The sequence below is a fragment of the Streptomyces sp. NPDC048269 genome, assembly GCF_040652395.1.
In the GTDB taxonomy this organism is placed as follows: Bacteria; Actinomycetota; Actinomycetes; order Streptomycetales; family Streptomycetaceae; genus Streptomyces.
Map to the genome: position 1 here is coordinate 83141 of NZ_JBEZLW010000020.1, position 21349 is coordinate 104489.

20 protein-coding genes are annotated in these 21349 nt (G+C 71.8%); 10 read left to right on the top strand and 10 right to left on the bottom strand.

Annotated elements, in window-relative coordinates; translation table 11 throughout:
* Nucleotides 1-46: 46 nt before the first annotated feature.
* From AB0D48_RS22325 to AB0D48_RS22340, 4 genes are all read left to right on the top strand, one after another.
* On the top strand, nt 47-1348 hold the full coding sequence (locus tag AB0D48_RS22325) for an NAD(P)-binding domain-containing protein (RefSeq protein WP_362399600.1): 1302 nt from the start codon (nt 47-49) through the stop codon (nt 1346-1348).
* Nucleotides 1349-1382: 34 nt separating this feature from the next.
* Complete coding sequence (locus tag AB0D48_RS22330) at nt 1383-1643, top strand: hypothetical protein (RefSeq protein WP_362399507.1); 261 nt, start codon at nt 1383-1385, stop codon at nt 1641-1643.
* Nucleotides 1644-1648: 5 nt separating this feature from the next.
* Entirely contained in the window at nt 1649-3745 is a 2097-nt protein-coding gene (locus AB0D48_RS22335) for a SpoIIE family protein phosphatase (RefSeq protein WP_362399509.1), read from the top strand.
* A gap of 71 nt (nt 3746-3816) precedes the next feature.
* Nucleotides 3817-3984: a hypothetical protein gene (locus AB0D48_RS22340; protein ID WP_362399512.1), complete on the top strand. Its 168-nt coding sequence runs from the start codon at nt 3817-3819 to the stop codon at nt 3982-3984.
* A gap of 42 nt (nt 3985-4026) precedes the next feature.
* Here the strand turns inward: AB0D48_RS22340 and AB0D48_RS22345 are convergent, their stop codons facing one another.
* Nucleotides 4027-4473, bottom strand: a complete 447-nt coding sequence (locus AB0D48_RS22345) for a DUF6299 family protein (protein ID WP_362399515.1) — start codon at nt 4471-4473, stop codon at nt 4027-4029.
* 153 nt (nt 4474-4626) lie between these two features.
* Here AB0D48_RS22345 and AB0D48_RS22350 point away from each other — a divergent pair, with 153 nt between their 5' ends.
* Complete coding sequence (locus tag AB0D48_RS22350) at nt 4627-5280, top strand: hypothetical protein (RefSeq protein ID WP_362399518.1); 654 nt, start codon at nt 4627-4629, stop codon at nt 5278-5280.
* A gap of 57 nt (nt 5281-5337) precedes the next feature.
* Entirely contained in the window at nt 5338-5832 is a 495-nt protein-coding gene (locus AB0D48_RS22355; protein WP_362399520.1) for a DUF5949 family protein, read from the top strand.
* 109 nt (nt 5833-5941) lie between these two features.
* Here the strand turns inward: AB0D48_RS22355 and AB0D48_RS22360 are convergent, their stop codons facing one another.
* The gene (locus tag AB0D48_RS22360) at nt 5942-7189 is read right to left on the bottom strand and encodes a cytochrome P450 (RefSeq protein WP_362399523.1); all 1248 of its coding nucleotides are present in this window, start codon (nt 7187-7189) and stop codon (nt 5942-5944) included.
* 112 nt (nt 7190-7301) lie between these two features.
* On the bottom strand, nt 7302-8486 hold the full coding sequence (locus AB0D48_RS22365) for a low temperature requirement protein A (RefSeq protein WP_362399603.1): 1185 nt from the start codon (nt 8484-8486) through the stop codon (nt 7302-7304).
* A gap of 420 nt (nt 8487-8906) precedes the next feature.
* Between AB0D48_RS22365 and AB0D48_RS22370 the strand changes: the two genes are divergently transcribed.
* Nucleotides 8907-9110 (top strand): hypothetical protein, encoded by a 204-nt coding sequence (locus AB0D48_RS22370; protein WP_362399526.1) that lies wholly within the window; start codon nt 8907-8909, stop codon nt 9108-9110.
* Between the two features lie 28 nt (nt 9111-9138).
* Here the strand turns inward: AB0D48_RS22370 and mscL are convergent, their stop codons facing one another.
* The 6 genes from mscL to AB0D48_RS22400 form a co-directional block, all read right to left on the bottom strand.
* Nucleotides 9139-9642 (bottom strand): large conductance mechanosensitive channel protein MscL, encoded by a 504-nt coding sequence (gene mscL / locus AB0D48_RS22375; protein WP_362399529.1) that lies wholly within the window; start codon nt 9640-9642, stop codon nt 9139-9141.
* Between the two features lie 123 nt (nt 9643-9765).
* The gene (locus tag AB0D48_RS22380) at nt 9766-10350 is read right to left on the bottom strand and encodes a hypothetical protein (RefSeq protein ID WP_362399532.1); all 585 of its coding nucleotides are present in this window, start codon (nt 10348-10350) and stop codon (nt 9766-9768) included.
* A gap of 280 nt (nt 10351-10630) precedes the next feature.
* Nucleotides 10631-11464, bottom strand: coding sequence for an S-methyl-5'-thioadenosine phosphorylase (locus tag AB0D48_RS22385; RefSeq protein ID WP_362399535.1), 834 nt, complete (start codon nt 11462-11464; stop codon nt 10631-10633).
* A gap of 73 nt (nt 11465-11537) precedes the next feature.
* The gene (locus AB0D48_RS22390) at nt 11538-11843 is read right to left on the bottom strand and encodes an FmdB family zinc ribbon protein (RefSeq protein WP_362399538.1); all 306 of its coding nucleotides are present in this window, start codon (nt 11841-11843) and stop codon (nt 11538-11540) included.
* Nucleotides 11844-11910: 67 nt separating this feature from the next.
* On the bottom strand, nt 11911-13362 hold the full coding sequence (locus tag AB0D48_RS22395; RefSeq protein WP_362399541.1) for an MFS transporter: 1452 nt from the start codon (nt 13360-13362) through the stop codon (nt 11911-11913).
* A gap of 416 nt (nt 13363-13778) precedes the next feature.
* Nucleotides 13779-15350 (bottom strand): potassium/proton antiporter, encoded by a 1572-nt coding sequence (locus AB0D48_RS22400; RefSeq protein WP_362399606.1) that lies wholly within the window; start codon nt 15348-15350, stop codon nt 13779-13781.
* Nucleotides 15351-15558: 208 nt separating this feature from the next.
* On the opposite strand from AB0D48_RS22400, the gene AB0D48_RS22405 reads away from it, so the two are divergent.
* Nucleotides 15559-18393 (top strand): penicillin acylase family protein, encoded by a 2835-nt coding sequence (locus tag AB0D48_RS22405; protein ID WP_362399544.1) that lies wholly within the window; start codon nt 15559-15561, stop codon nt 18391-18393.
* On the opposite strand, the gene AB0D48_RS22410 is transcribed toward AB0D48_RS22405, so the two are convergent.
* Complete coding sequence (locus AB0D48_RS22410) at nt 18377-18997, bottom strand: 5-formyltetrahydrofolate cyclo-ligase (RefSeq protein ID WP_362399546.1); 621 nt, start codon at nt 18995-18997, stop codon at nt 18377-18379. The genes AB0D48_RS22405 and AB0D48_RS22410 overlap by 17 nt on opposite strands.
* A 95-nt stretch (nt 18998-19092) precedes the next feature.
* Here AB0D48_RS22410 and galU point away from each other — a divergent pair, with 95 nt between their 5' ends.
* On the top strand, nt 19093-19995 hold the full coding sequence (gene galU / locus AB0D48_RS22415) for a UTP--glucose-1-phosphate uridylyltransferase GalU (protein WP_362399549.1): 903 nt from the start codon (nt 19093-19095) through the stop codon (nt 19993-19995).
* Between the two features lie 4 nt (nt 19996-19999).
* Nucleotides 20000-21337, top strand: a complete 1338-nt coding sequence (gene glp, locus AB0D48_RS22420) for a gephyrin-like molybdotransferase Glp (RefSeq protein WP_362399552.1) — start codon at nt 20000-20002, stop codon at nt 21335-21337.
* Nucleotides 21338-21349: the final 12 nt, after the last annotated feature.

A 21349-nucleotide genomic window follows, 5' to 3' on the forward strand; every position in this document is an offset into this window, starting at 1 on the left:
GGGCCGGGTCGATGACCATGGAGCTGGAGGAACGGCCGTGACGCGGATGGACGATCTCGTGGTGGTCGGCGCGGGCCCGTACGGGCTGTCGATCGCCGCGCACGCGGCGGGTGCGGGGCTGGACGTACGGCTGCTGGGGCGGCCCATGGCCTCCTGGCGGGACCACATGCCCGAGGGCATGTACCTGAAGTCGGAGCCCTGGTCCTCCAACCTGTCCGCGCCGGACGGGCGGTTCACGCTGGCCGACTACTGCGGCACGCGCGGACTGCCCGCGGAACACGGCACTCCGCTGCCCATCGGCACGTTCAGTTCGTACGGGATGTGGTTCGCCCGCCATGCCGCGCCGGAGGTGGAGGAGGTGACGGTCACGGAGGTGACCCCGCAGGGCGACGGCTTCCGCGTCCGCATCGCCGAGGGACCGCCGCTCCTGGCCCGTACGGTCGCCCTCGCGGTCGGGGTGATGCCGTTCGTCCACCACCCCCCGGCGCTGCGCGACCTGCCGCCGGGCCACTACTCGCACAGCAGCGGCCACCGGGACCTGTCCGGCTTCGCCGGGCGCGAGGTCGCCGTCCTCGGCGCCGGGCAGGCGGCACTGGAGACCGCCGCGCTGCTGGCCGAACAGGGCGCCCGGCCCTGCCTGGTCGCCCGGCGCTCGCGGCTGAACTGGAACACCGTGCCGCAGCCCTTGGTCAGGCCCCGGCTGCGGGCCCTGCGCGATCCGCACAGCGGGCTCGGCACCGGCTGGCGCAGCTGGGTGTGGTCGGAGCTGCCGTGGGCTGTCCGGCGGCTGCCCGCGGCCACCCGGGAGCGGATCGCGGCGACCGCGCTGGGGCCGGCCGGCGCCTGGTGGCTGCGGGACCGGTTCGAGCGGCGCGTCCCCGTCCTGCTCGGGCACCACCTGCACCGGGCGGTGGCGGTCGGTGAGCGGACCCGGCTCGGGCTGACCACCAGGGCGGGGGAGTCCGTGGTCCTGGACACCGCGCACGTCATCGCCGCCACCGGGTTCACCCCGGACCTGGGCCGGCTGGAGCTGCTCGACGCGGGGCTGCGGGCCGCGCTGGTGACCGTGGGGGCGAGCAGGACGCCGGAGCTGAGCCCCGGCTTCGAGTCCTCGTGGCCGGGACTGTTCTTCGCGGGGCTGCTGACGGCTCCCTCATTCGGCCCTTCCATGCGATTCGTGCACGGTGCGGGGTTCACGGCGGGGAGACTGGTGGGAGGAGTCCGCAAGCGCCTCGGCGCCCGGAGCCCGCTGCCGGGCTCCACGGGTGACGTCCGGTACTCCCGCGGGCCGCGCCCGGGGGAGTACCCAGGGGCCGCGGCCGGGCTTCCGAAGACGTATCCGCGGTGATATCCGCGGTGAGACGCGGTGAGAGGGGTCCGCGATGAGCGCGGAGCGAGCACAGGGCCGCGGCTGGGTACGCATTCCCGCCAGCCGTGGGGAACAGCCCGCCGCGGCGAGGCCCAACACGGCCAGGACCGGCGGGTACGACCGCGGGCCCTACGCCACGGCCTCCCACGCAGCCCAGCCCCCGATCTACCTCTCCCTCGTCATGCGCTGGCGGGAGGCCGGGCGCACCCTTCCGGGGCATCCTGACGAGGAGTGGGACCGGCTGATCTCCCAGCCTTGCTGGCCCGGCCGTTAGGTGGTGTGAGTCTCTTGACAGCTGCGGAGCGCGACAGCCCGGAGCAGGGCCGGCAGACCCCCGTGACCGGGGCCGGGGAACGGCTCGCACTCAACGGCATGGGCAGTTTCGAATGGGACCTGGGGGCCGACACGCTGGCCGTGGACGAGGCCGGCTCGGCCGTGTTCGACCTGGAGCAGGAAGGCTTCGACGGCACCCCGCAGGCCCTCGGCCGGCGGATCCGGCCCGAGGACGCCGTCAGGCTGCGTGACACCATCGCGGGGGTCCTGGCCAGCGGCGAGGAGTCGTACGGTGCCTACTTCACGGTGCAGCGCCGAGACGGCCGCGACCAGTGGACCCACACCCAGGGCCGGGTGATCCGGGACGAGGACGGGCAGCCGCGGTTGATCGTGGGGATCGTCCGGGACGCGACGGCGGAGCTGGCGCAGGCCACGCTGCTGCGCAAACTGGAGACGGCCCGGGCCCAGCAGACGACGATCGTCCAGCGGACCACGGAGGCCCTCTCGCGGGCGGTGACGGTCGACGACGTCACGGCCGCGCTGACGGGCGCGGGCGCGCTGGAGCGGCTCGGCGCGGACGGGCTGGCCCTGGGGCTGGTCGAGGGCGGCACGATCAAGATGATCGCGATGAGCGGGGAGACGCTCGAGATCCTCAGCGAACGCAACTTCACCCGGCTGGACGGGTCGCTGCCGCTGTCGCACGCGGTGATCACCCGGCAGGCACGTTTCGTCACCTCGCTCGCGGCGCTCGGCGAGGAGTTCCCGTTGCTCGGGGACTACCTGAACCGGATCCAGTACGACGCTGCCGCCTATCTGCCGCTGATCGCGCAGGCCAAGGCCATCGGCGGACTGGTCCTCTTCTACCGGCGGCGCACCGACTTCAGCCCGGAGGAGAAGAACCTCTGCCTGGGTCTGGCGGGCATCGTGGCCCAGTCGCTGCAGCGGGCGCTCCTCTTCGACCAGGAGCGGGAGTTCGCGACGGGCCTGCAGGCGGCCATGCTGCCCCGCCGCATCCCCGAGATCACGGGCGGGGAGATCGCGGTCCGCTACCACTCCGCCTGGAGCGGGCGGGAGGTCGGCGGGGACTGGTACGACGTGATCGCGCTGCCGCGCGACCGGGTCGGGATCGTGGTGGGCGACGTACAGGGCCACGACACGCACGCGGCGGCCATCATGGGCCAGCTGCGGATCGCGCTGCGGGCGTACGCGGGGGAGGGGCATCCGCCGTCCACCGTGCTGGCGCGGGCCTCGCGCTTCCTCGCCGAGCTGGACACCGAGCGCTTCGCGACGTGCATGTACGCCCAGGTGGACCTGGAGACCGGCGGCGTACGGGCGGTGCGCGCGGGACACCTGGGCCCGCTGATCCGGCACACGGACGGCCGTACGGGCTGGCCCAACGTGCGCGGCGGCCTGCCGCTCGGGCTGGCGTCGGTCTTCGAGCAGGAGGAGTTCCCCGAGACCCGCCTCGACCTGGTGCCCGGGGAGACGCTGGTGCTGTGCACGGACGGCCTGGTGGAGGAGCCGGGGACGGCCATCACCCAGGGCATGGAGGCCCTCGCCCACGTGGTCCGCAGCGGCCCGCAGGAGGCCGGGGCGCTCGCCGACCACCTCCTGGACCGGCTCTGGGAGCGCTGGGGTTCCGGGGACGACGTGGCCCTCCTGGTGCTGCGCCGGGCCCCCGACCCGGGCACCCACCGGGCCCCGCGCATCCACCAGTACGTCCACCAGGCCGATCCGGAAGGGCTCTCGGAGGCCCGCTACGCGCTGCGCCAGGCCCTGCGCGACTGGGGCATGCCGGACCTCGCCGACGACGTGGAGCTGGCGGCCGGGGAACTGCTGGTCAACGCCCTGCTGCACACCGACGGCGGGGCGGTGCTGACCATGGAGGTGCTGCCCGAGCCGGTCCGGCGGATCCGGCTGTGGGTCAAGGACCGGTCCAGCGTGTGGCCGCGCCGCCGCACGCCGGGCGAGGCCGCCACCACGGGACGCGGGCTCCTGCTGGTGGACGCGCTGGCCACGCACTGGGGCGTGGAGTCCCGGGGCGACGGCAAGGCCGTGTGGTGCGAGTTCGACGCGGCGGGCAGCCCACGGAGCGCGGGGTGACAGGGATGTCACGCCGAGTTGTGGGGCGCGGGGGGCGGGGTGATGATGCGGACCATGGAACGGAACGTGCCGTGCGCAGGCTGAACAAGGGCGCCGTGACGGGCATCCTCGCCGTGCTCCTGCTGGCCGCCGGAGTACCGACGGTCGTGGACTGGACGACGGGGCGGCCGCACGCGGTCCCGGGGTGCCAGTCGGTGGCGTTCATGTCGATGACGGACGTCGCGCCCGAGTGCCGGTAGCGGCGGCTACCGGCACGGTGTCCGCTCGGCCGGTAGCCGCCGCTAGTGGTGGGTGGTCAGCTCGATCTCCTGACGGTCCTCCGCGACCGTGTCGACGGAGCGCGGCAGCAGGCCCGAGAAGTGGATCTCGTTGAGCTGGGCCTCGGCGAGCGCCTGGCCGGGGTGGAAGTCCGGGGTGTACTTGAGCGAGCCGGTGGCCCGCCACTCGTGCTCCTGCCCGTCGCAGTCCGCCTCGCCGCCGCCGAAGGCGAGCCGGGTGCCGTCCTGGACGACGGCCGCCGAAATCTGCAGCCTCGCCCCCATGGGTGACGCGGCCTGGCAGTGGTAGGTGCCGGAAAGGGTGACCTTGCCGTCCTCGGAAATGTGACCGTACGGCTGTACGGAAATTCCCTGGTCAAAAACGGTGGCCTGTGCCGAACCGGTGAATACCGTGGCGGCGGTCAGTGCGGAGAAGGCGGTCAGGGCCAGTCGGCGGCCGATGGTGCGCATTGTTCCTCCAGGTGGGAGCGGGGGCGGTAATCCGCCGGAACGCATTGTGCTGGCATATGGGCGGCAACTCTCTTCCCACACTCGTGTCGGTGTGTGCAATTGCCCGCTCGGGCGCGTGAGACTGACTGAAATACATCCCCGGAGGGATCCCGCATGCGTCAGTCCGCCGTCCCCGCCCGCTTCCCCGTCCTCGCCGCCGCTCTCCGCCCGGTCCGCCGCCCCGTCCTCGCCGCCGCCCTCCTCCCGGTCCTCCTGCTGGGCGCCACGGCCTGCCAGAGCGCGCCCGAGGGGGCCGCGCTCGCCCCGGCCGCGGCGCCCGCCGTCCCGGTGGACGGCGGTGCGGCGGACGACGGGGCGCCCGGCGCGGACGAGGTCCCCGCCCGGACCGGGGAGAAGGATGCCCGTGTGGGTGAGGCCGTACGGGTGCACGGCGACCAGATCGGCCGGCACCTGCAGGCCGTGCTGGGCGCGTACGTCGACCCCGCGGTCAGCGTGGAGAAGAACTTCGCCCCGCCGGCCGGCAAGCGCTGGGTGGCCGCCTCGATGTCGTTCGTCAACGTGGGCGGCGCCTCGTACGGGGCGCTCGGACGCATGTGGGCGCACGACAGCGCGGGGCAGCGCCACCCGGTGGTGCCCACCGGTGAGCTGACGACCGGCAAACCGCTCGTCTTCGATTCCCTCGCGGTCGGTGAGCGGGCAGAGGGATGGGTAGTGTTCGAAATCCCGGAAAACGCGCGCATTGTGCGCCTCCAGTACCAGGACGCGAACATGCAGGCGAATTCCGGAACGGGATTCTGGGCCGTCTAGCCCGCCTGGGTGATAGGCCGTGAAAGGGCCGGGCGGTAGACCACTAGGGTGCGGCGCATGACTTCTACTCAAGCCGAAATCGACCGGTCCGTGCTCGGCACCCTTTCGGTGCTCGCCTGGATCGGCGATCCCTCCGAAGGCCACGACATTCCGTACCTCCTCGCCTACACCCTCGGCGACGGCCCGCAGGGCCAGAAGGCCAGCGAGGAGGCCGCCCGCGGGCTGCTGGAGGAGATCGGCCTGCCCATCGGCGACGTGGTCATGGACGGCACCCGCAGCCCGCGCACCTTCGCGGTGCAGATCCTGCTCGCGGGCAACCAGATCGCGTTGACCCTGCCCGGGCTGAACGCGACCTGCACCGCCCCGGACGAGTGGGTCGCCGCGGCCAACGAGAGCGGTCAGGCGTACTTCCTCTTCGCCACGCGGCCGTGGGCCGAGGCCGTCCCGGGCCGGCCGGTGTCCGCCGAGGTGCTCCAGGCGTTCGCGGGCGACGAGGAAGTGCTGACGAGCAGCGCCCACTGCGTCATCACGGTGCAGAGCCTGCAGCAGTAGCCGCCCGCGGGGGCTGCCACCACCTGCTCCGGCCGCCGGGCTCCCAGCCTGCCCGGTGGCCGGTTCCGCGTGCGCGGACGCACGGGTCGCCGTGCTCGGGTTGCCGTGGTCAGGGCCGCTCGAAGGCGAACTTGAGCGAGCGGACCCGGTTGTCGAAGTTCGACCCGGCCAGATCCGGCAGCCCCACCGCGCGCAGCCCCACCGGGCGGGTCAGCAGCTCGCGGAAGAGGGCCTTCATCTCCACCCGGGCCAGGTGCGCGCCCAGACAGAAATGCGGTCCGCCGCCGCCGAACCCCAGGTGCGGGTTGGGTGAGCGGGTGATGTCGAAGGCGTCGGGGTCCGGGAAGACGGCCTCGTCACGGTTGGCGGAGGCGTAGTACAGGACCACCTTGTCGCCCGGGTGGAACAGGTGTCCGTCCAGGGTGTGTTCGGCGGCGACGGTCCGGCGGAACTGGATGATCGGCGTCGAGTGTCGGATCATCTCGTCCACCGCACCGTCCGCGTACTTCTCGAAGTCCGAGAGCAGCAGGTCCCGTTGGTCCGGGTTGTCGGTCAGCAGGGTCAGTCCGTGCGTGATCGCGTTGCGGGTGGTCTCCACCCCGGCCACCATCAGGAGCGAGAAGAAGGCGCCGAGCTGGCGGGCGCCGAGGGCCTGGCCGTCGACGTTCGCGCACACCAGAGCCGAGATCAGGTCGTCCGTGGGGTTCTTCCGCCGCTCCCGCCCGATGCCGGCCACCATCCGCTGCATCCTGGCGAGCGCCCGCAGGCCGCGCCCGGGCATCCGCAGCCGGGCGGCCAGACCGCGCTCCACGCCGATGTTCTCGGAGGCGTGGTTGACGCGGTCGGCGATCTCCGCCCGGTAGCGCTCCGGGATGCCCATCATGTTGCAGATGACCTCCAGGGGCAGCCGGGACGCCACGGCCGAGACGAACTCGTCGGGCTCCTCGGCGAGTACGTCGTCCACGATGCGGGCCGCCACCGCGTGGATGTCCTCCTCGGCGGCCGCCAGCAGGCGGGGCGTGAAGGCCCGCTGCACGATCTTGCGCAGCTGGGCGTGGTCGGGGCCGTCCAGGTTGACCATCGAGTCGCCGAACAGGGCGCGGACCCAGCGAGCGGGTTCGGGGGTGGTGACGCCGGGAGCGCTGGCGAAGACTTTGGGGAGGCGGCTCGCCTCCTGCACCTGGGCGTGGCGGACGAGGGCCCAGTGGCCGGTGCCCTCGGGGACGAAGACGGGGGAGTCGAGGGCGCGCAGGCGGGCGAAGACCGCCAGGCGGTGGGCGGGGGGTTGCTGCCAGAAGCCGGGCTCGGCCAGTTCCCCTCCGGGGTCGGTGCCGTGGCGCTGTGCGGGGAGTGTCATGGCCGTGCCTCTTCCTGTTGCCGTTGCGCTGAGCTGCTGAACGGGTTCGGGGGCGCAGGAGTGACGGTTCGGCGCGGTGCCGTTGCCGGGGCTCCGCCCCCGATCCCGCGCCTCACATGCCGACGAGGCTGGAGGGCGTGTCGGGGCCGGGGCCGCTGGATCTTGTGGCGAGGGTCAGGCCGATCGCTACCGTGGCCGTGGCGACCAGGCCCGCGTACAGGACCGCGTACGAGCCCGCCCAGGTGCAGGCGAGGAGCGCGAGGGCTGCGAGCGGGAGGGTCAGCTGCTGGGCGATGCCCCGCTTGAAGTGGCGGGAGTGCAGCAGCCAGACCATGAACAGGAAGAGCGCGGCCGGGACGGTGACGGCGGCGTTGGCGGCCAGCTGCGAGATGTGTGCCATGCCGACCGTGTGCTCGACCGCGACCTCGATGCCGGCGCCGATCGCCGCGCCCGAGGCGAAGATCAGCAGGTGGCCGTAACCCCACGGGATGGCCTCGCGGTTGGAGCTCAGGTACTCGTGCATCGGCACCGCGAAGTAGATCCACCACGCGGCGAAGACGATCAGCAGTCCGCCGGCGGCGATGGGCAGGAGCTGTCCCAGCGCTTCGTGCTCGTCGATCGCCGATTTCACCGCCACCGTGCTCGCGGCGATCGTCTCGCCCAGCACGATGATGGTGAACAGGCCGTACCGCTCCACGATGTGGTGGGCGTGCCAGGGCGTCTGGTGGCCGCGCTCGGCGATCACCGGGACGAGCAGCTCGGCGGCGGCCACCACCAGGAACAGCCAGCGCTTGGTGTCGTCCGGGGCGAACAGCAGCGCCACCCAGCCGGCCTGGCAGATCACCAGCCCGACCGCGTACTTCAGCGCAGCGGCCCGCGCCTCGCCCCGCTCCCCTGCGGCGGCCCGCAGCCACTGCGCCGTCAGGGCGACGCGCATGATGACGTAGCCGATGACGGCGACGGTCCAGTCGTTGTCGTCGAAGGCCCGGCCCACGCCGGCCGCGTAGACGAGCACGCCGGCGATCTGCACGAGGGTCGCGATCCGGTACGGCACGTCGTCGACGTCGTAGGCGGAGGCGAACCAGGTGAAGTTCATCCACGCCCACCACACACCGAAGAAGACGAAGAAGAAACCGATCACCCCGGTGCCGGGATGGCCCTCCGCCAGCGCGTGCACCAGCCGGGCACCGGCCTGCGCGATAGCGACGACGAAGCAGAGGTCGAAGAAGAGCTCCAGCGGGGTGGCCGCGCGGTGGTCCTCGTCGCGACTGCGGGCGGTCATGGGGGTGTAGGCCATACCGGCCAGCAGACCAGAGGACGCGCGCCCGGGCGTGGCGGACGCGCTGAGGGACGTCATGGGGGTGACAGGACCTCGTCCTGTCGCGCACGCGACGTTCGCCCCTGCCGGGGCCCCCGCAGGCGGAGTCTGGGGTAGGTCAGGACCCTTCTCAATGTTCAGGTCCACGCCATGAGTTCCGCCACGCAGGAGGCGCAGAGGGTACTCGCCGCCGACCCGGCTCAGTACCGCCCCGGCCGCACGATCACCGGGTGGACGCCCGAGGATCCGTCCTTCTGGCGCACCACCGGGAAGAAGGTCGCGACCCGCAACCTGTGGATCGCCGTACCGGGTGGTTCTGCGCCCGCCCCGGGGCCGAGGCCCCCAGCTGAGCGGGGCCGGGGGCGGGAACGCGCGTGTGGGCGGCCGTACCCTGGACGCATGAGCACCGCCCCCGCCTCCGACCCGCAGCCCGTGCCCGAGGCCGAGAAGCCCCGGCCGAAGCCCAGGCTGGTCTTCGACGACCCGCTGGACCAGCAGTCGTCGGACGACACCGACCGCGGCTGGGGCGAGCGGCCGCCCGCCGGCGGAAGCACGGCCGACCTGGCCCGCTTCCTCGACGAGAAGCCCCCGCACCACATCTGAGCCGTCGCGGCGGCCGTATGCGCCGCAGCTAGAACGCGTCGCGCGACGCCGGTGCCCCGGGGGTACTCCCGCTGCTGGCGCCACGCTGCGTGATGAGCAGGTCCCGGATGTCCTTGAGGACCTCCAGCTCGGTGATCTCCATGGTCTCCTGGACGCCTTCCCGCGCCTTGCGGCGGGCCTCCATCTTGGCGAGGTACTTCGCCATGGGCAGCACCATCAGGAAGTACACGACGGCGGCGGTGATCAGGAAGGTGAGCGCCGCGTTGAGCACCGAGCCCCAGAGGATCTCGACGCCCGTGGGCTGGCCGCTCGCGTCGACCCCGCACGGGTCCTTCAGGCACGACTTGTAGACGTCGAGGCTCTTCGTCCCGATGGCGCCCACCAGCGGGCTGATGATGCCCTTGACGATGGAGTTCACGATGTTCGTGAACGCCGCGCCGATGACCACGGCGACCGCCAGGTCGACCACGTTGCCGCGCATCAGGAAGGCTTTGAAGCCCGCCAGGACGCTGTCCTTCTTCTTTTCGCTCACCACTGAGCCCTTCTTCGCAAGTGCCGAACACGGAGCCAACGGTTCCGAAAGTTACGGCAGTCCGGGCACGGCGTGTCCCATCGGGCCTCAACTCGAGGTGACTTGACTGCCCGCGTGTGGGACTCAACACAATGTCACCGCCAGCCGGGCCGTGGTGCCCGCCCCTACGAGAGCGCGTGCGGTATCCCGGGGCACGGACAGGACCACGAGCGCCCCACCGTCCCCACCACGCTGGTCGGGATCGGGTACTTCGGCAACCCGGGCCCCCGCGGCCACCACCCTGGGCGGTCCGGCGCGCTCCGCCGCGACCACGTCGACGTGGTCCCCGGGCCGCAGCAACCGCACCGTCGCCGCGTCAGCGATGCGCACCGGGGCCGACACCATCCGCACCGCCGCGGGCGGCGGTTTCACCGCCGGGGGCGCGGCGCCCCGGGAAGCCTGTGCCTCCGTGCCGCCCACGGCCAGCGCCGCGGCCGCGACTGCCAGCCCGGCCGAGACGGCCCGCCGCCGACGCCGCAGGGCCCTGCGCAGCCGGTCCCCGCCCCGCCCCACCCGCAGCGGGGGAAACGGCGGGACCGGGCGCGCGGGGGGACAGGGGGACGGGCAGGCGGAAGGGAGGACGGGAGAGGACGTCGAAGAGGACGGCGAGGGGGACGCAGGAACGGGCGTGGAAGTAGGCGTGGAAGTGGGCGTAGGCGTACGGGACATGAGGGCCACCACCAGACGGAGTGAGCTGTGCCCGGACCCGGCGCCCGGACACATCTCACGATCCGGCCTCCCGCCGGATCCCGCTCCGGCCTGTGGACGATCCCCAGCTTGTGGACAATCCCGTCACTCGCCGGGGTGAGCCCCGCGGTATCAGCTCACGCGGGGTCCGCCCCGAGGGCGGTGAGCACGGCAGCCGCGATAGCCACCGCAGCCGCGGCAGACGCCACCTCAGCCACGGCAGCAGCCACCTCAGCCACGGCGGCCACCGCGGCCACCGCAGCTACGGAAGCTCGATGCCCAGGTCCCATCCGTCGTGGGCGTGCGTGCACAGGCAGTCGCGCGACTCCGTCGACGGCAGGGCCGCCACCGCGTCGAAGAGCACCTCGCGCAGGCGCCCGACGTTCTCGCCGAAGACCTTCAGGACCTCCGTGTGCGACACGCCCTCGCCTGTCTCGGCGCCCGCGTCCAGGTCCGTGACCAGCGCCATCGAGGTGTAGCAGAGCCCCAGCTCACGCGCGAGGATCGCCTCCGGGTGCCCCGTCATGCCGACCACCGACCAGCCCGCCGCCGCGTGCCACCGCGACTCGGCGCGCGTGGAGAATCGCGGCCCCTCGACGACGACCATGGTGCCGCCGTCCACCGGCTCCCAGTTCCGGCCCCGGGCCGCCTCCAGCGCCACCTCGCGCCCCACCGGGCAGTACGGGTCCGCGAAGGTGGTGTGCACGACGTTCGGGACGCTGCCGTCGGGCAGCGGCTCCCCGTCGAAGAAGGTCTGCACCCGGGACTTCGTACGGTCGACCAGCTGGTCGGGCACGAGCAGCGTGCCCGGACCGTACTCGGCCCGCAGGCCGCCGACCGCGCAGGGGCCCAGTACCTGGCGGACGCCGAGCGAACGCAGGGCCCACAGGTTCGCCCGGTAGTTGATCTTGTGTGGCGGGACGGTGTGGCTGCGCCCGTGCCGGGGCAGGAACGCCACCTGGCGGCCGGCCAGCTCACCCACGTACAGGGAGTCGCTCGGGGGCCCGTACGGGGTCTCCACCTGGAGCTCGGAGACGTCCTCCAGGAAGGAGTAGAAGCCCGAGCCGCCGATGACACCGATCTCTGCGTTCACCATGCGGCCACCCTAACCGGGCATGCCGAAGGCCCCGCTGCCCGGTCGGGGCGGGCGGGGCCTCAGGTAGGAGCGGTCAGGCGGCCGAGGTGGAGCTGCTGCCCGTGCTCGACGACGTCGAGGAGGACGCGGCAGCGGGGGCGGCGGCAGCCGTCGTCGTGGACGCCGAGGCCGGCTTCGAAGCAGGCGTGCTGCTCGACGAGGCGCCGCGGCTGTCGTTCCGGTAGAAACCGGAACCCTTGAAGACGATGCCGACCGCGGAGAACACCTTCTTCAGGCGTCCGTCGCAGCTCGGGCACACGGTCAGTGCGTCATCGGTGAACTTCTGCACGGCCTCAAGGCCCTCACCGCACTCGGTGCACTGGTACTGGTAGGTCGGCACGAATTTCCTCCTGGCACTCTGACTCGATGAGTGCTAACGACGCTCCATGGTGACGTATTCCGGCGGATCAGTCCACCGTCACCGGCACGCGGTGACCGATCCCACGCTCGTTCACCCGGTGACGGGCGGCCGGCGGGGCGGTCCGCGCGGTACGCGGCGCGGCGCTCGGCGCCGTGCCCTGCGTGGTGCTCGTCGCGGCGGCCGGGGCAGTGGCAGTGGCGGCGGCCGGGGCAGTGGTAGTCGCGCCGCCAGTGGCAGCGGCCGGCCCGGACGCGTTCACGATCCGGCTCGGAGCCTGGGGAGCCTTCGGCGCCAGCTTCGCGCGCAGCGCCAGCAGCGTGACCAGTGCGAGCGCGGTGGCACCCATGGGCACCAGGAAGCCGTACGAGGACCCGTGCGCGTCCGTCAGGCGGCCGGCCAGGGTGACCGCGAGGGCCTGCCCGAAGGCGATGGAACCGGTCAGCCAGGTGAACGCCTCGGTCCGGGCGTTGGCCGGCACCAGCTGCTCGACCATCGTGTAGCCGGTGATCAGGGCGGGGGCGATGAACAGGCCGACGACCAGGCCGAGCGCGCCCAGCAGGATCATCGAGTGGGCGGCCCACAGCACGGACGCGGCCGCGGTGAGGCCGATGTAGCCGAGGATCAGCCGGCGGCGCGGGCCGATCTTCCAGGCGATGGCACCCATGGCGATGCCGGCGACCATGTTGCCGGCCGCGAAGACGCCGTAGAGCAGGCCGTTGGCGCCGGGGTTGCCGATCTCGTTGGAGAAGGCGGCCAGCGAGACCTGCATGCCGCCGAAGACGGCGCCGATCCCGAGGAAGGCGAAGATCAGGACGCGCAGGCCCGGGAAGGACAGCGCGAAGGCGCGCTTCTCACCGGTGGCCGACGGCGCGTGCGGCTTGGGCTGCGTGGCCCGCCGGGCCGCGAACAGCAGACCGCCGAGCAGCGTCAGCGTGGCCTCGGTGACCAGGCCCGCGGCGGGGTGGACGCCGGTGCACAGCGCGGTCGCCAGGACCGGGCCGACGACGAAGGTGAACTCGTCGGTGACGGACTCGAAGGCGGCGGCCGTCGGCAGCAGGGGGGAGCCCTCCAGCTTGGCGGCCCAGCGCGCCCGGACCATCGGCCCGACCTGCGGTACCGAGGCACCGGCGGGTACGGCGGCCAGGGCCAGCGCCCAGACCGGCGCGCCCAGCAGGGCGAGCGCCGCCAGGCCGCTGACGGCGGCGGCGTGCGTGAGGACGACCGGGATCAGCACGGCGCTCTGACCCAAGCGGTCGGTGAAGATGCCCATCAGCGGGGCGGACAGCGCCATCGAGATGCCGGTGACGGCCGCGACGATGCCGGCGCTGCCGTAGGAGCCGGTGGTGTGCTGGATGAGCAGCAGGATGCTGATGGTCAGCATGCCGAAGGGGAGCCGGGCGGCGAAGCCGGGGAGTACGAAGCCGAGGGCGCCGGGTGTGCGCAGGAGCTGCCCGTAGCCGGGGCGGGCGGACGTGTCGGTCGTGACCGCGGATGTCACGGCCTTGCCTTTCCGCTGCCTGGTAGAGCTCCCCGTCTGCGGACGGTGCTTCGCCTTGTGAGCGGCCGCACCCGTACATGTGGGAGCCCCGAGAGCTGTCCTCTTGCGCAGAACCGAGTGATACCTGGGCGCCCACTGCGGGAGGGTGCCACGGCCGCTTTGCGGTCGCGCCAGCTCTGCGTCAGGCAGAGTTGGTTCGATCTGTTGTGCCTTCATCGTACAGGGGAGTGCCCTACCACGCCCTGTGATTACGGTGACAAGCTGTGTCTTCACCTGTGATTAAAGAAAGCTTCGCGTGCGAGGCGCCATGAAATAGGGGCAAAGCAGGGCAGACTCCGCCGTAAATGGCCGAATTGAACGCCGCTCTAAACCGCCTCTCCGTCGGAATGCGCGGCTCCGGACGTGAGCTCCGGACGTCAGCTCCGCGATCGCGGAGACCCGTTCCCGCCCGTCCCCAGCCATCCGGCCAGCTTGCCGCCCCGGGCCACCGCCCGCAGCCGCGCCTCGGCCGCGTCCCGCACCGGATCCGTGGCCACCACCAGCAGCTCGTCCCCGCGCCGCAGCACGGTCGACGGCAGCGGTACGAAGCTCTTCGCGTCCCGGACCACCAGCGTGACCGAGGCCCCCGGCGGCAGCCTCAGCTCGCTCACCTCGACGCCGTGCATGCGCGAGGCCGGCGGTATCGCGAAGGAGAGCAGGTGCCCGCGCAGCTTCTCCAGCGGCGCCGACTCGATGCCGAGGTCGGAGGCGGTCTCCTCCGTCTCCCCGAGCCTGAGCTTGCGCGCCAGCCAGGGCAGCGTCGGCCCCTGCACCAGGGTGTACACGACGACAAGCACGAAGACGATGTTGAAGACGCGGTCGCTGCCCTCGATCCCGGACACCATCGGGATGGTCGCCAGGATGATGGGCACGGCGCCGCGCAGGCCCGCCCACGACATCAAGACCTGCTCCCGCCACGGCATCCGGAACGGCAGCAGGCTGACGAAGACCTCCAGCGGCCGCGCCAGCATCGTGAGGACCAGCCCGATGACCACGGCGGGCCAGAAGTCGTGCACCAGTTCGTGCGGGGTGACCAGCAGGCCGAGCAGGACGAACATGCCGATCTGCGCGATCCAGCCGAGGCCGTCGGCGAACCCGCGGGTGGCCGGCCAGTGCGGGAGCTTCGCGTTCCCGAGCACCATCGCCGCCAGGTACACGGCCAGGAAGCCGGAGCCGTGGGCCAGCGCGCCGGCCGCGTACGCGGTCACGGCGATCGCCATCACGGCGATGGGGTAGAGGCCGGAGGCGGGCAGGGCCACGTGCCGCAGGCCGTACGAGCCGAGGAAGCCCACGGTCAGGCCGATCGCGACGCCGATCGCCAGCTCAAGGGCGATCTTGCCGAGGAGGACGTACCAGTCGTCCACCGGCTCGACGGCCGCGAAGGCCACGACGAGGATGACGACGGGTGCGTCGTTGAAGCCGGACTCCGCTTCCAGCACGCCCGTGATCCGGGAGGGGAGCGGAACCTTGCGCAGGACGGAGAAGACGGCCGCCGCGTCGGTCGAGGAGACGACCGCGCCGATCAGCAGGGCCTGGCGCCATTCCAGGCCGACGAGGTAGTGCGCCCCCGCGGCCGTGACGCCGACACTGACCGCGACGCCCACCAGCGACAGCACGATCGCGGCCGGCAGGGCCGGTTTGATCTCTTTCCACTTGGTGCCCAGACCACCCTCGGCGAGGATCACGACGAGTGCGGCATAACCGATGACCTGGGTCAGCTCGGCGTTGTCGAATACGACGTTGCCGATGCCGTCCTGGCCTATCGCGATGCCTATGCCGAGGTAGATGAGCAGGCTGGGCAGGCCGCTGCGTGAAGAGATGCGTACCGCCGCGACGGCGACGAGCAGCACGAGCGAGCAGACCAGCAGAAGCTCATTGAGCGTGTGGACAGTCAGCGGGCGGCCCTTTCCTCCAAGCGCACCGGCGGATCCTTCCCGGCGGCGGCATATTCGGCAAGTACTTCGTTACCTTACCTAATCTTTGACGGAGTTTTTACGCGATAAGCACATTGTGAAACGCGTGTTCGGCCTTGTCCTCGGAAGCCGGGCCCCGTCCTCCCGGATCGGGCCCTCCACCCTGGCGGATCAACGGGTACGGTCCTGCGCCTATGGTTGCTCCCAGCACTCCCAGGACCACCCTGCCCCTCTAAGGACAGCGATGCCCGCCAACGAATCCGCTCCTCCCGTCAAGAAGAAGGGACGACGCGCCCGTCTGATCGTGCTCGTCCTGGTCCTGGCTCTCTTCGCGGGCCTCGGCTACGGGGCGTACTGGGGCGTGGACAGCGTGCGCGCCTCCTTCCCCCAGACCACCGGCTCCCTCAAGGTGCCGGGGCTCACCGGGCCCGTCGACGTCAAACGCGACGCCCACGGCATTCCCCAGCTCTACGCCGACAACGATGACGACCTCTTCCGCGCGCAGGGCTTCGTGCACGCCCAGGACCGGTTCTGGGAGATGGACGTACGCCGTCACATGACCTCCGGGCGGCTCTCGGAGATGTTCGGCTCCGGCCAGGTCGAGACCGACGCCTTCCTGCGCACGCTGGGCTGGCGCCACGTCGCCCAGACCGAGTACGACAAGAAGCTCTCGGACGAGACGAAGAAGAACCTCCAGGCCTACGCCGACGGGGTCAACGCGTACCTGAAGGGGAAGTCCGGCAAGGACCTCTCCGTCGAGCACGCCGCCCTCAAGCTCAGCGACGACTACCAGCCCGAGCAGTGGTCGCCGGTGGACTCGGTGGCCTGGCTCAAGGCGATGGCCTGGGACCTGCGCGGCAACATGCAGGACGAGATCGACCGTGCGCTGATGTCGACCAAGCTCTCGCAGGCGCAGATCGACGAGCTCTACCCGCCGTACCCCTTCGACCGGAACAAGCCGATCGTCGAGGGCGGCAAGGTCGAGGGCGGCAAGTACGCACCCCAGGGCTCCGGCGGCGCCGGCTCCACGGGCGGTGGCTCCGGCAGCTCCGCCACCGCCATGGGCTCGCAGGCCTCCACCGGCACGGACACCGCCACCGGTCTCGCCGACAACGCCACCGCCCAGGGCGCGACGGTGGGCCTGCGCACCCAGCTGACCTCCCTCGCCAAGACCCTGGACGAGATCCCCGCGATCCTCGGCCCCAACGGCAGTGGCATCGGATCGAACTCCTGGGTGATCTCCGGCCGCTACACGACCACCGGCAAGCCGCTGCTCGCGAACGACCCGCACCTGTCCCCGCAGCTGCCCTCGGTCTGGTACCAGATGGGCCTGCACTGCCGAACGGTCTCGCCCCAGTGCCAGTACGACGTGGCCGGCTACACCTTCTCCGGCATGCCGGGCGTGGTCATAGGCCACAACGCCGACATCGCCTGGGGCATGACCAACCTCGGCGCCGACGTCACCGACCTCTACCTGGAGCAGGTCAAGCTCGAGGGCTACGTCTACGACAACAAGGTCGTCCCCTTCACCACCCGGGACGAGGTGATCAAGGTCGCGGGCGGCGCCAGCAAGACGATGACCGTCCGCATCACCAACAACGGTCCGCTCGTCTCCGACCGCAGCGACGAGCTCGGCACGGTCGGCTCCCGCGCCCCCGTCGCCGGCTCCGCGCCCGACCGCGGCAACGGCTACGCCGTCGCCCTGCGCTGGACCGCCCTGGAGCCGGGCAAGTCGATGGACGCGGTCTTCAAGCTGGACAAGGCCAAGGACTTCACCGAGTTCCGGAAGGCCGCCGCCGACTTCGAGGTGCCCTCCCAGAACCTGATTTACGCCGACGGCAAGAACGCCACCGGCAACATCGGCTACCAGGCCCCGGGCCGGATCCCGGTCCGCGGCGCCGGCGACGGCCGGATGCCCGCGCCGGGCTGGGACTCCAAGTACGCCTGGAAGACCGGCAAGGACGGCAGCGTCGAGTACATACCGCAGAACGAGCTGCCCTACGACTCCAACCCCTCCCGCGGCTACATCGTCACCGCCAACCAGGCGGTCGCGGAGAGCGGCACCGGCGCCGGCAAGTACCCGTACCTGCTGACCACCGACTGGGGCTACGGCGCCCGCAGCCAGCGGATCAACGACCTCATCGAGGCCAAGATCAAGGACAGCGGCAAGATCTCGACCGACGACATGCGCGCCATGCAGATGGACAACAGCAGCGAGATCGCCGCGCTGCTGACCCCGATGCTGGCCAAGATCAATGTCTCGGACCCGGACGTGCGCTCCGCGCAGAAGCTCCTCGAGGGCTGGAACTACACCCAGGAGCCCGACTCGGCGGCCGCCGCCTACTTCAACGCGGTCTGGCGCAACATCCTCAAGCTGGCCTTCGGCGACAAGATGCCCAAGGAGCTGCGGATCGAGGGCAGCTGCATGAACGTGCGCGCCGACAGCCGGGGCCCGGCCGACGAGCTGGCCGAGGTGGTCCGCGAATGCGGCACCCGAGGCCCCGACTCGGCGCAGCCGGACGGCGGCGACCGCTGGTTCGAGGTGGTCCGCCGGCTGGTCAAGGACGAGAAGTCGCCGTGGTGGTCCTCGCCGAAGAAGGGTTTCACCCAGCCGGCGACCGCCACCCGCGACGAGCTCTTCGCCCGGGCCATGCACGACGCCCGCTGGGAGCTGACCGCCAAGCTCGGCAAGGACCAGTCGACCTGGAGCTGGGGCCGGCTGCACCAGCTGACGCTGAAGAACCAGACGATCGGCACCGAGGGCCCCGGCTTCATGCAGTGGCTCCTCAACCGGGGCCCGTGGAACCTGGGCGGCGGCGAGGCCACCGTCAACGCGACCGGCTGGAACGCCTCCAGCGGCTACGGGGTCACCTGGGTGCCGTCGATGCGGATGGTCGTCAGCCTCAACGACCTCGACAAGTCCCGCTGGATCAACCTGACGGGCGCCTCGGGTCACGCGTACAACGGCAACTACACGGACCAGACGACGATGTGGGCCAAGGGCGAACTGCTCGACTGGCCCTTCGGCAAGGACGCGGTCGACAAGGCAACGGTCGACACCCTCACGCTGAAGCCGTGAAACGGACCACCCCCGACGGGGTGGCCACCGCCTGAACGGGGTGGTCGTGCGGTTCCTCCGGGACCCGCGCGACCACCTCGTCGTCGTAGAGGAGCACGACCAGCGCGGGATCCGCCCCGGCGCGATCCAGCCGCTCCAGCACCCGGTCGTACGAGCCCCCGCCGCGGCCCAGACGCATCCCGCGCCCGTCCACCGCGAGGCCGGGCAGCAGCACGGCGTCGGCCGCGGTCACCGCGTCCGGCCCGAGCGCCGCTCCGGTCGGCTCCAACAGCCGCATCTTCCCCGGGTGCGCGGCCTCGGCAAGGCTGCCCGGCCCTTCGTACGCCGCCCAGTCGAGGTCGTTGTCGGGCAGCAGCAGGGGGAGCAGCACCCGCTTGCCGGCCGCGCGCAGGGCGTCGAGCAGGGCGCGGGTGCCGGGCTCCGTGCCGACCGAGACGTACGCCGCGACCGTGCGGGCGTCGGCCAGTTCGGGCAGTTCCAGCGCCGTGACGGCGAGCGCGGTGGCCGCCGTGCGGCAGGTTTCGGGGGACAAGGCGCGGCGGGCGGCGAGGAGTTCTCGGCGCAGTTGGGCCTTGGCTGAGGCGGGGCGCGGGTTCTCTGTCACAGCAAATTCAAATCTCGTCTCGAAATCGGCACATAAGTGGACCTACCTGGTGTGATCTGGGCTGGCGTTCGGCGGGACCCACTATCGTTCGGGGCATGACTATGTTGCACCCCGTGATCAAGAAGGCCGTGATTCCGGCTGCGGGCCTCGGCACTCGCTTCCTCCCGGCGACCAAGGCGACCCCGAAGGAAATGCTTCCCGTAGTGGACAAGCCGGCCATCCAGTACGTGGTCGAGGAGGCCGTGGCGGCCGGGCTCGACGACGTGCTGATGATCACTGGGCGTAACAAGCGTCCGCTGGAAGACCACTTCGACCGGAACTACGAGCTGGAGTCGGCCCTCATCGCCAAGGGCGACGACGACCGCCTGAAGAAGGTCCAGGAATCCAGCGACCTGGCCACCATGCACTACGTCCGCCAGGGTGACCCGCGGGGCCTGGGCCACGCCGTGCTGTGCGCCGAGCCGCACGTCGGCCGCGAGCCCTTCGCCGTGCTGCTCGGCGACGACCTCATCGACCCGCGCGACCCGCTGCTGCGCCAGATGGCCGACATCTACGCCCGCACCGGCGGCACCGTCATCGCCCTCATGGAGGTGGACCCGGCCAACGTCCACCTCTACGGCTGCGCCGCCGTCGAGGCCACGGACGAGGAGGACGTGGTCCGGATCACCGGCCTCGTCGAGAAGCCCGAGCCCGAGGACGCCCCCAGCAATTTCGCGGTTATCGGACGCTACGTCCTCAACCCCGCGATCTTCGACATACTGCGGGAGACCGAGCCGGGCCGCGGTGGGGAGATCCAGCTCACCGACGCCCTGCAGAAGCTGGCCGCCGACGAGACCGTCGGTGGTCCGGTGCACGGCGTGGTCTTCCGGGGCCGCCGCTACGACACCGGTGACCGCGGCGACTACCTGCGGGCCATCGTCCGCCTCGCGTGTGAGCGTGAGGACCTGGGCCCGGAGTTCCGCACCTGGCTTCACCGTTACGTCACGGAGGAGATGTAGCACCTTGACCAGTTCCGCACCGCAGGACACCGGCCACCGTCTGTGGTCCGTGGACGAGCACCTCGCGGACGTCCTCGCCACCGTCCGGCCGCTGGAGCCCATCGAGCTCCAGCTGCTGGACGCCCAGGGCTGTGTCCTGGTCGAGGACGTCACCGTGCCCGTCGCCCTCCCGCCCTTCGACAACAGCTCCATGGACGGCTACGCCGTCCGTACGGCCGACGTCCAGGGCGCGAGCGAGGAGTTCCCCGCGGTGCTGACGGTCATCGGGGACGTCGCGGCGGGCAGCGGAGAGCTGCCCACCGTGGGCCCCGGCGAGGCCGCCCGCATCATGACCGGCGCCCCGCTGCCGCCCGGCGCCGAAGCCGTCGTACCGGTCGAATGGACCGACGGCGGCGCGGGCGCGGGCGCGGCCTCCGGGATGACCCCGGCCAGCGCCGCCCCCGAGCACGCGGGCGGCGAGGTGCGGGTGCACCGCGCCGCCGAGGCGCGGGCGCACGTCCGCTCGCGGGGCAGCGACGTACAGGCCGGCGATCTGGCCCTGGCGGCCGGCACTGTGCTCGGGCCGCCGCAGATCGCCCTGCTGGCCGCCATCGGGCGCGGCACCGTACGGGTGCGGCCGCGCCCGCGCGTGGTCGTCCTGTCCACCGGCAGCGAGCTGGTCCAGCCGGGCGAGGCGCTGACCGCCGGAACGATCTACGACTCCAACAGCTTCGCGCTGGCCGCGGCCGCGCGGGACGCCGGGGCCATCGCCTACCGGGTCGGCGCCGTCGCGGACGACGCCGACACCCTGCGCGCCACCATCGAGGACCAGCTGATCCGGGCCGACCTGCTGGTCACCACCGGCGGGGTCAGCGTCGGCGCGTACGACGTGGTCAAGGAGGCGCTGACCTCTGTGGCCGGCGGCGACGAGGACGTCGACGGCGGCGGGATCGACTTCCGCAAGCTCGCCATGCAGCCCGGCAAGCCGCAGGGCTTCGGCACCATCGGCCCGGACCACACCCCCCTGCTGGCGCTGCCCGGCAACCCGGTGTCGTCGTACGTCTCCTTCGAGCTCTTCGTGCGCCCCGCGATCCGCGCGCTCATGGGCCTGCCGGAGTCCGAGGTGGGCCGGCCGACCGTACGGGCGGTGCTCAAGGCCGACAAGGCGCTCGGCTCCCCGGCCGGCCGCCGCCAGTTCCTGCGCGGTGCGTACGACGCCCAGGCCGGCACGGTCAGCCCGGTCGGCGGGTCGGGCTCGCACCTGATCGCCGCGCTGGCGCACGCGGACTCGCTGATGGTCGTACCGGAGGACGTCACCTCGGTGGAGCCCGGGAGCGAGCTGGAAGTGGTCCTGATCGGCTGAGGCCCGGAGGAT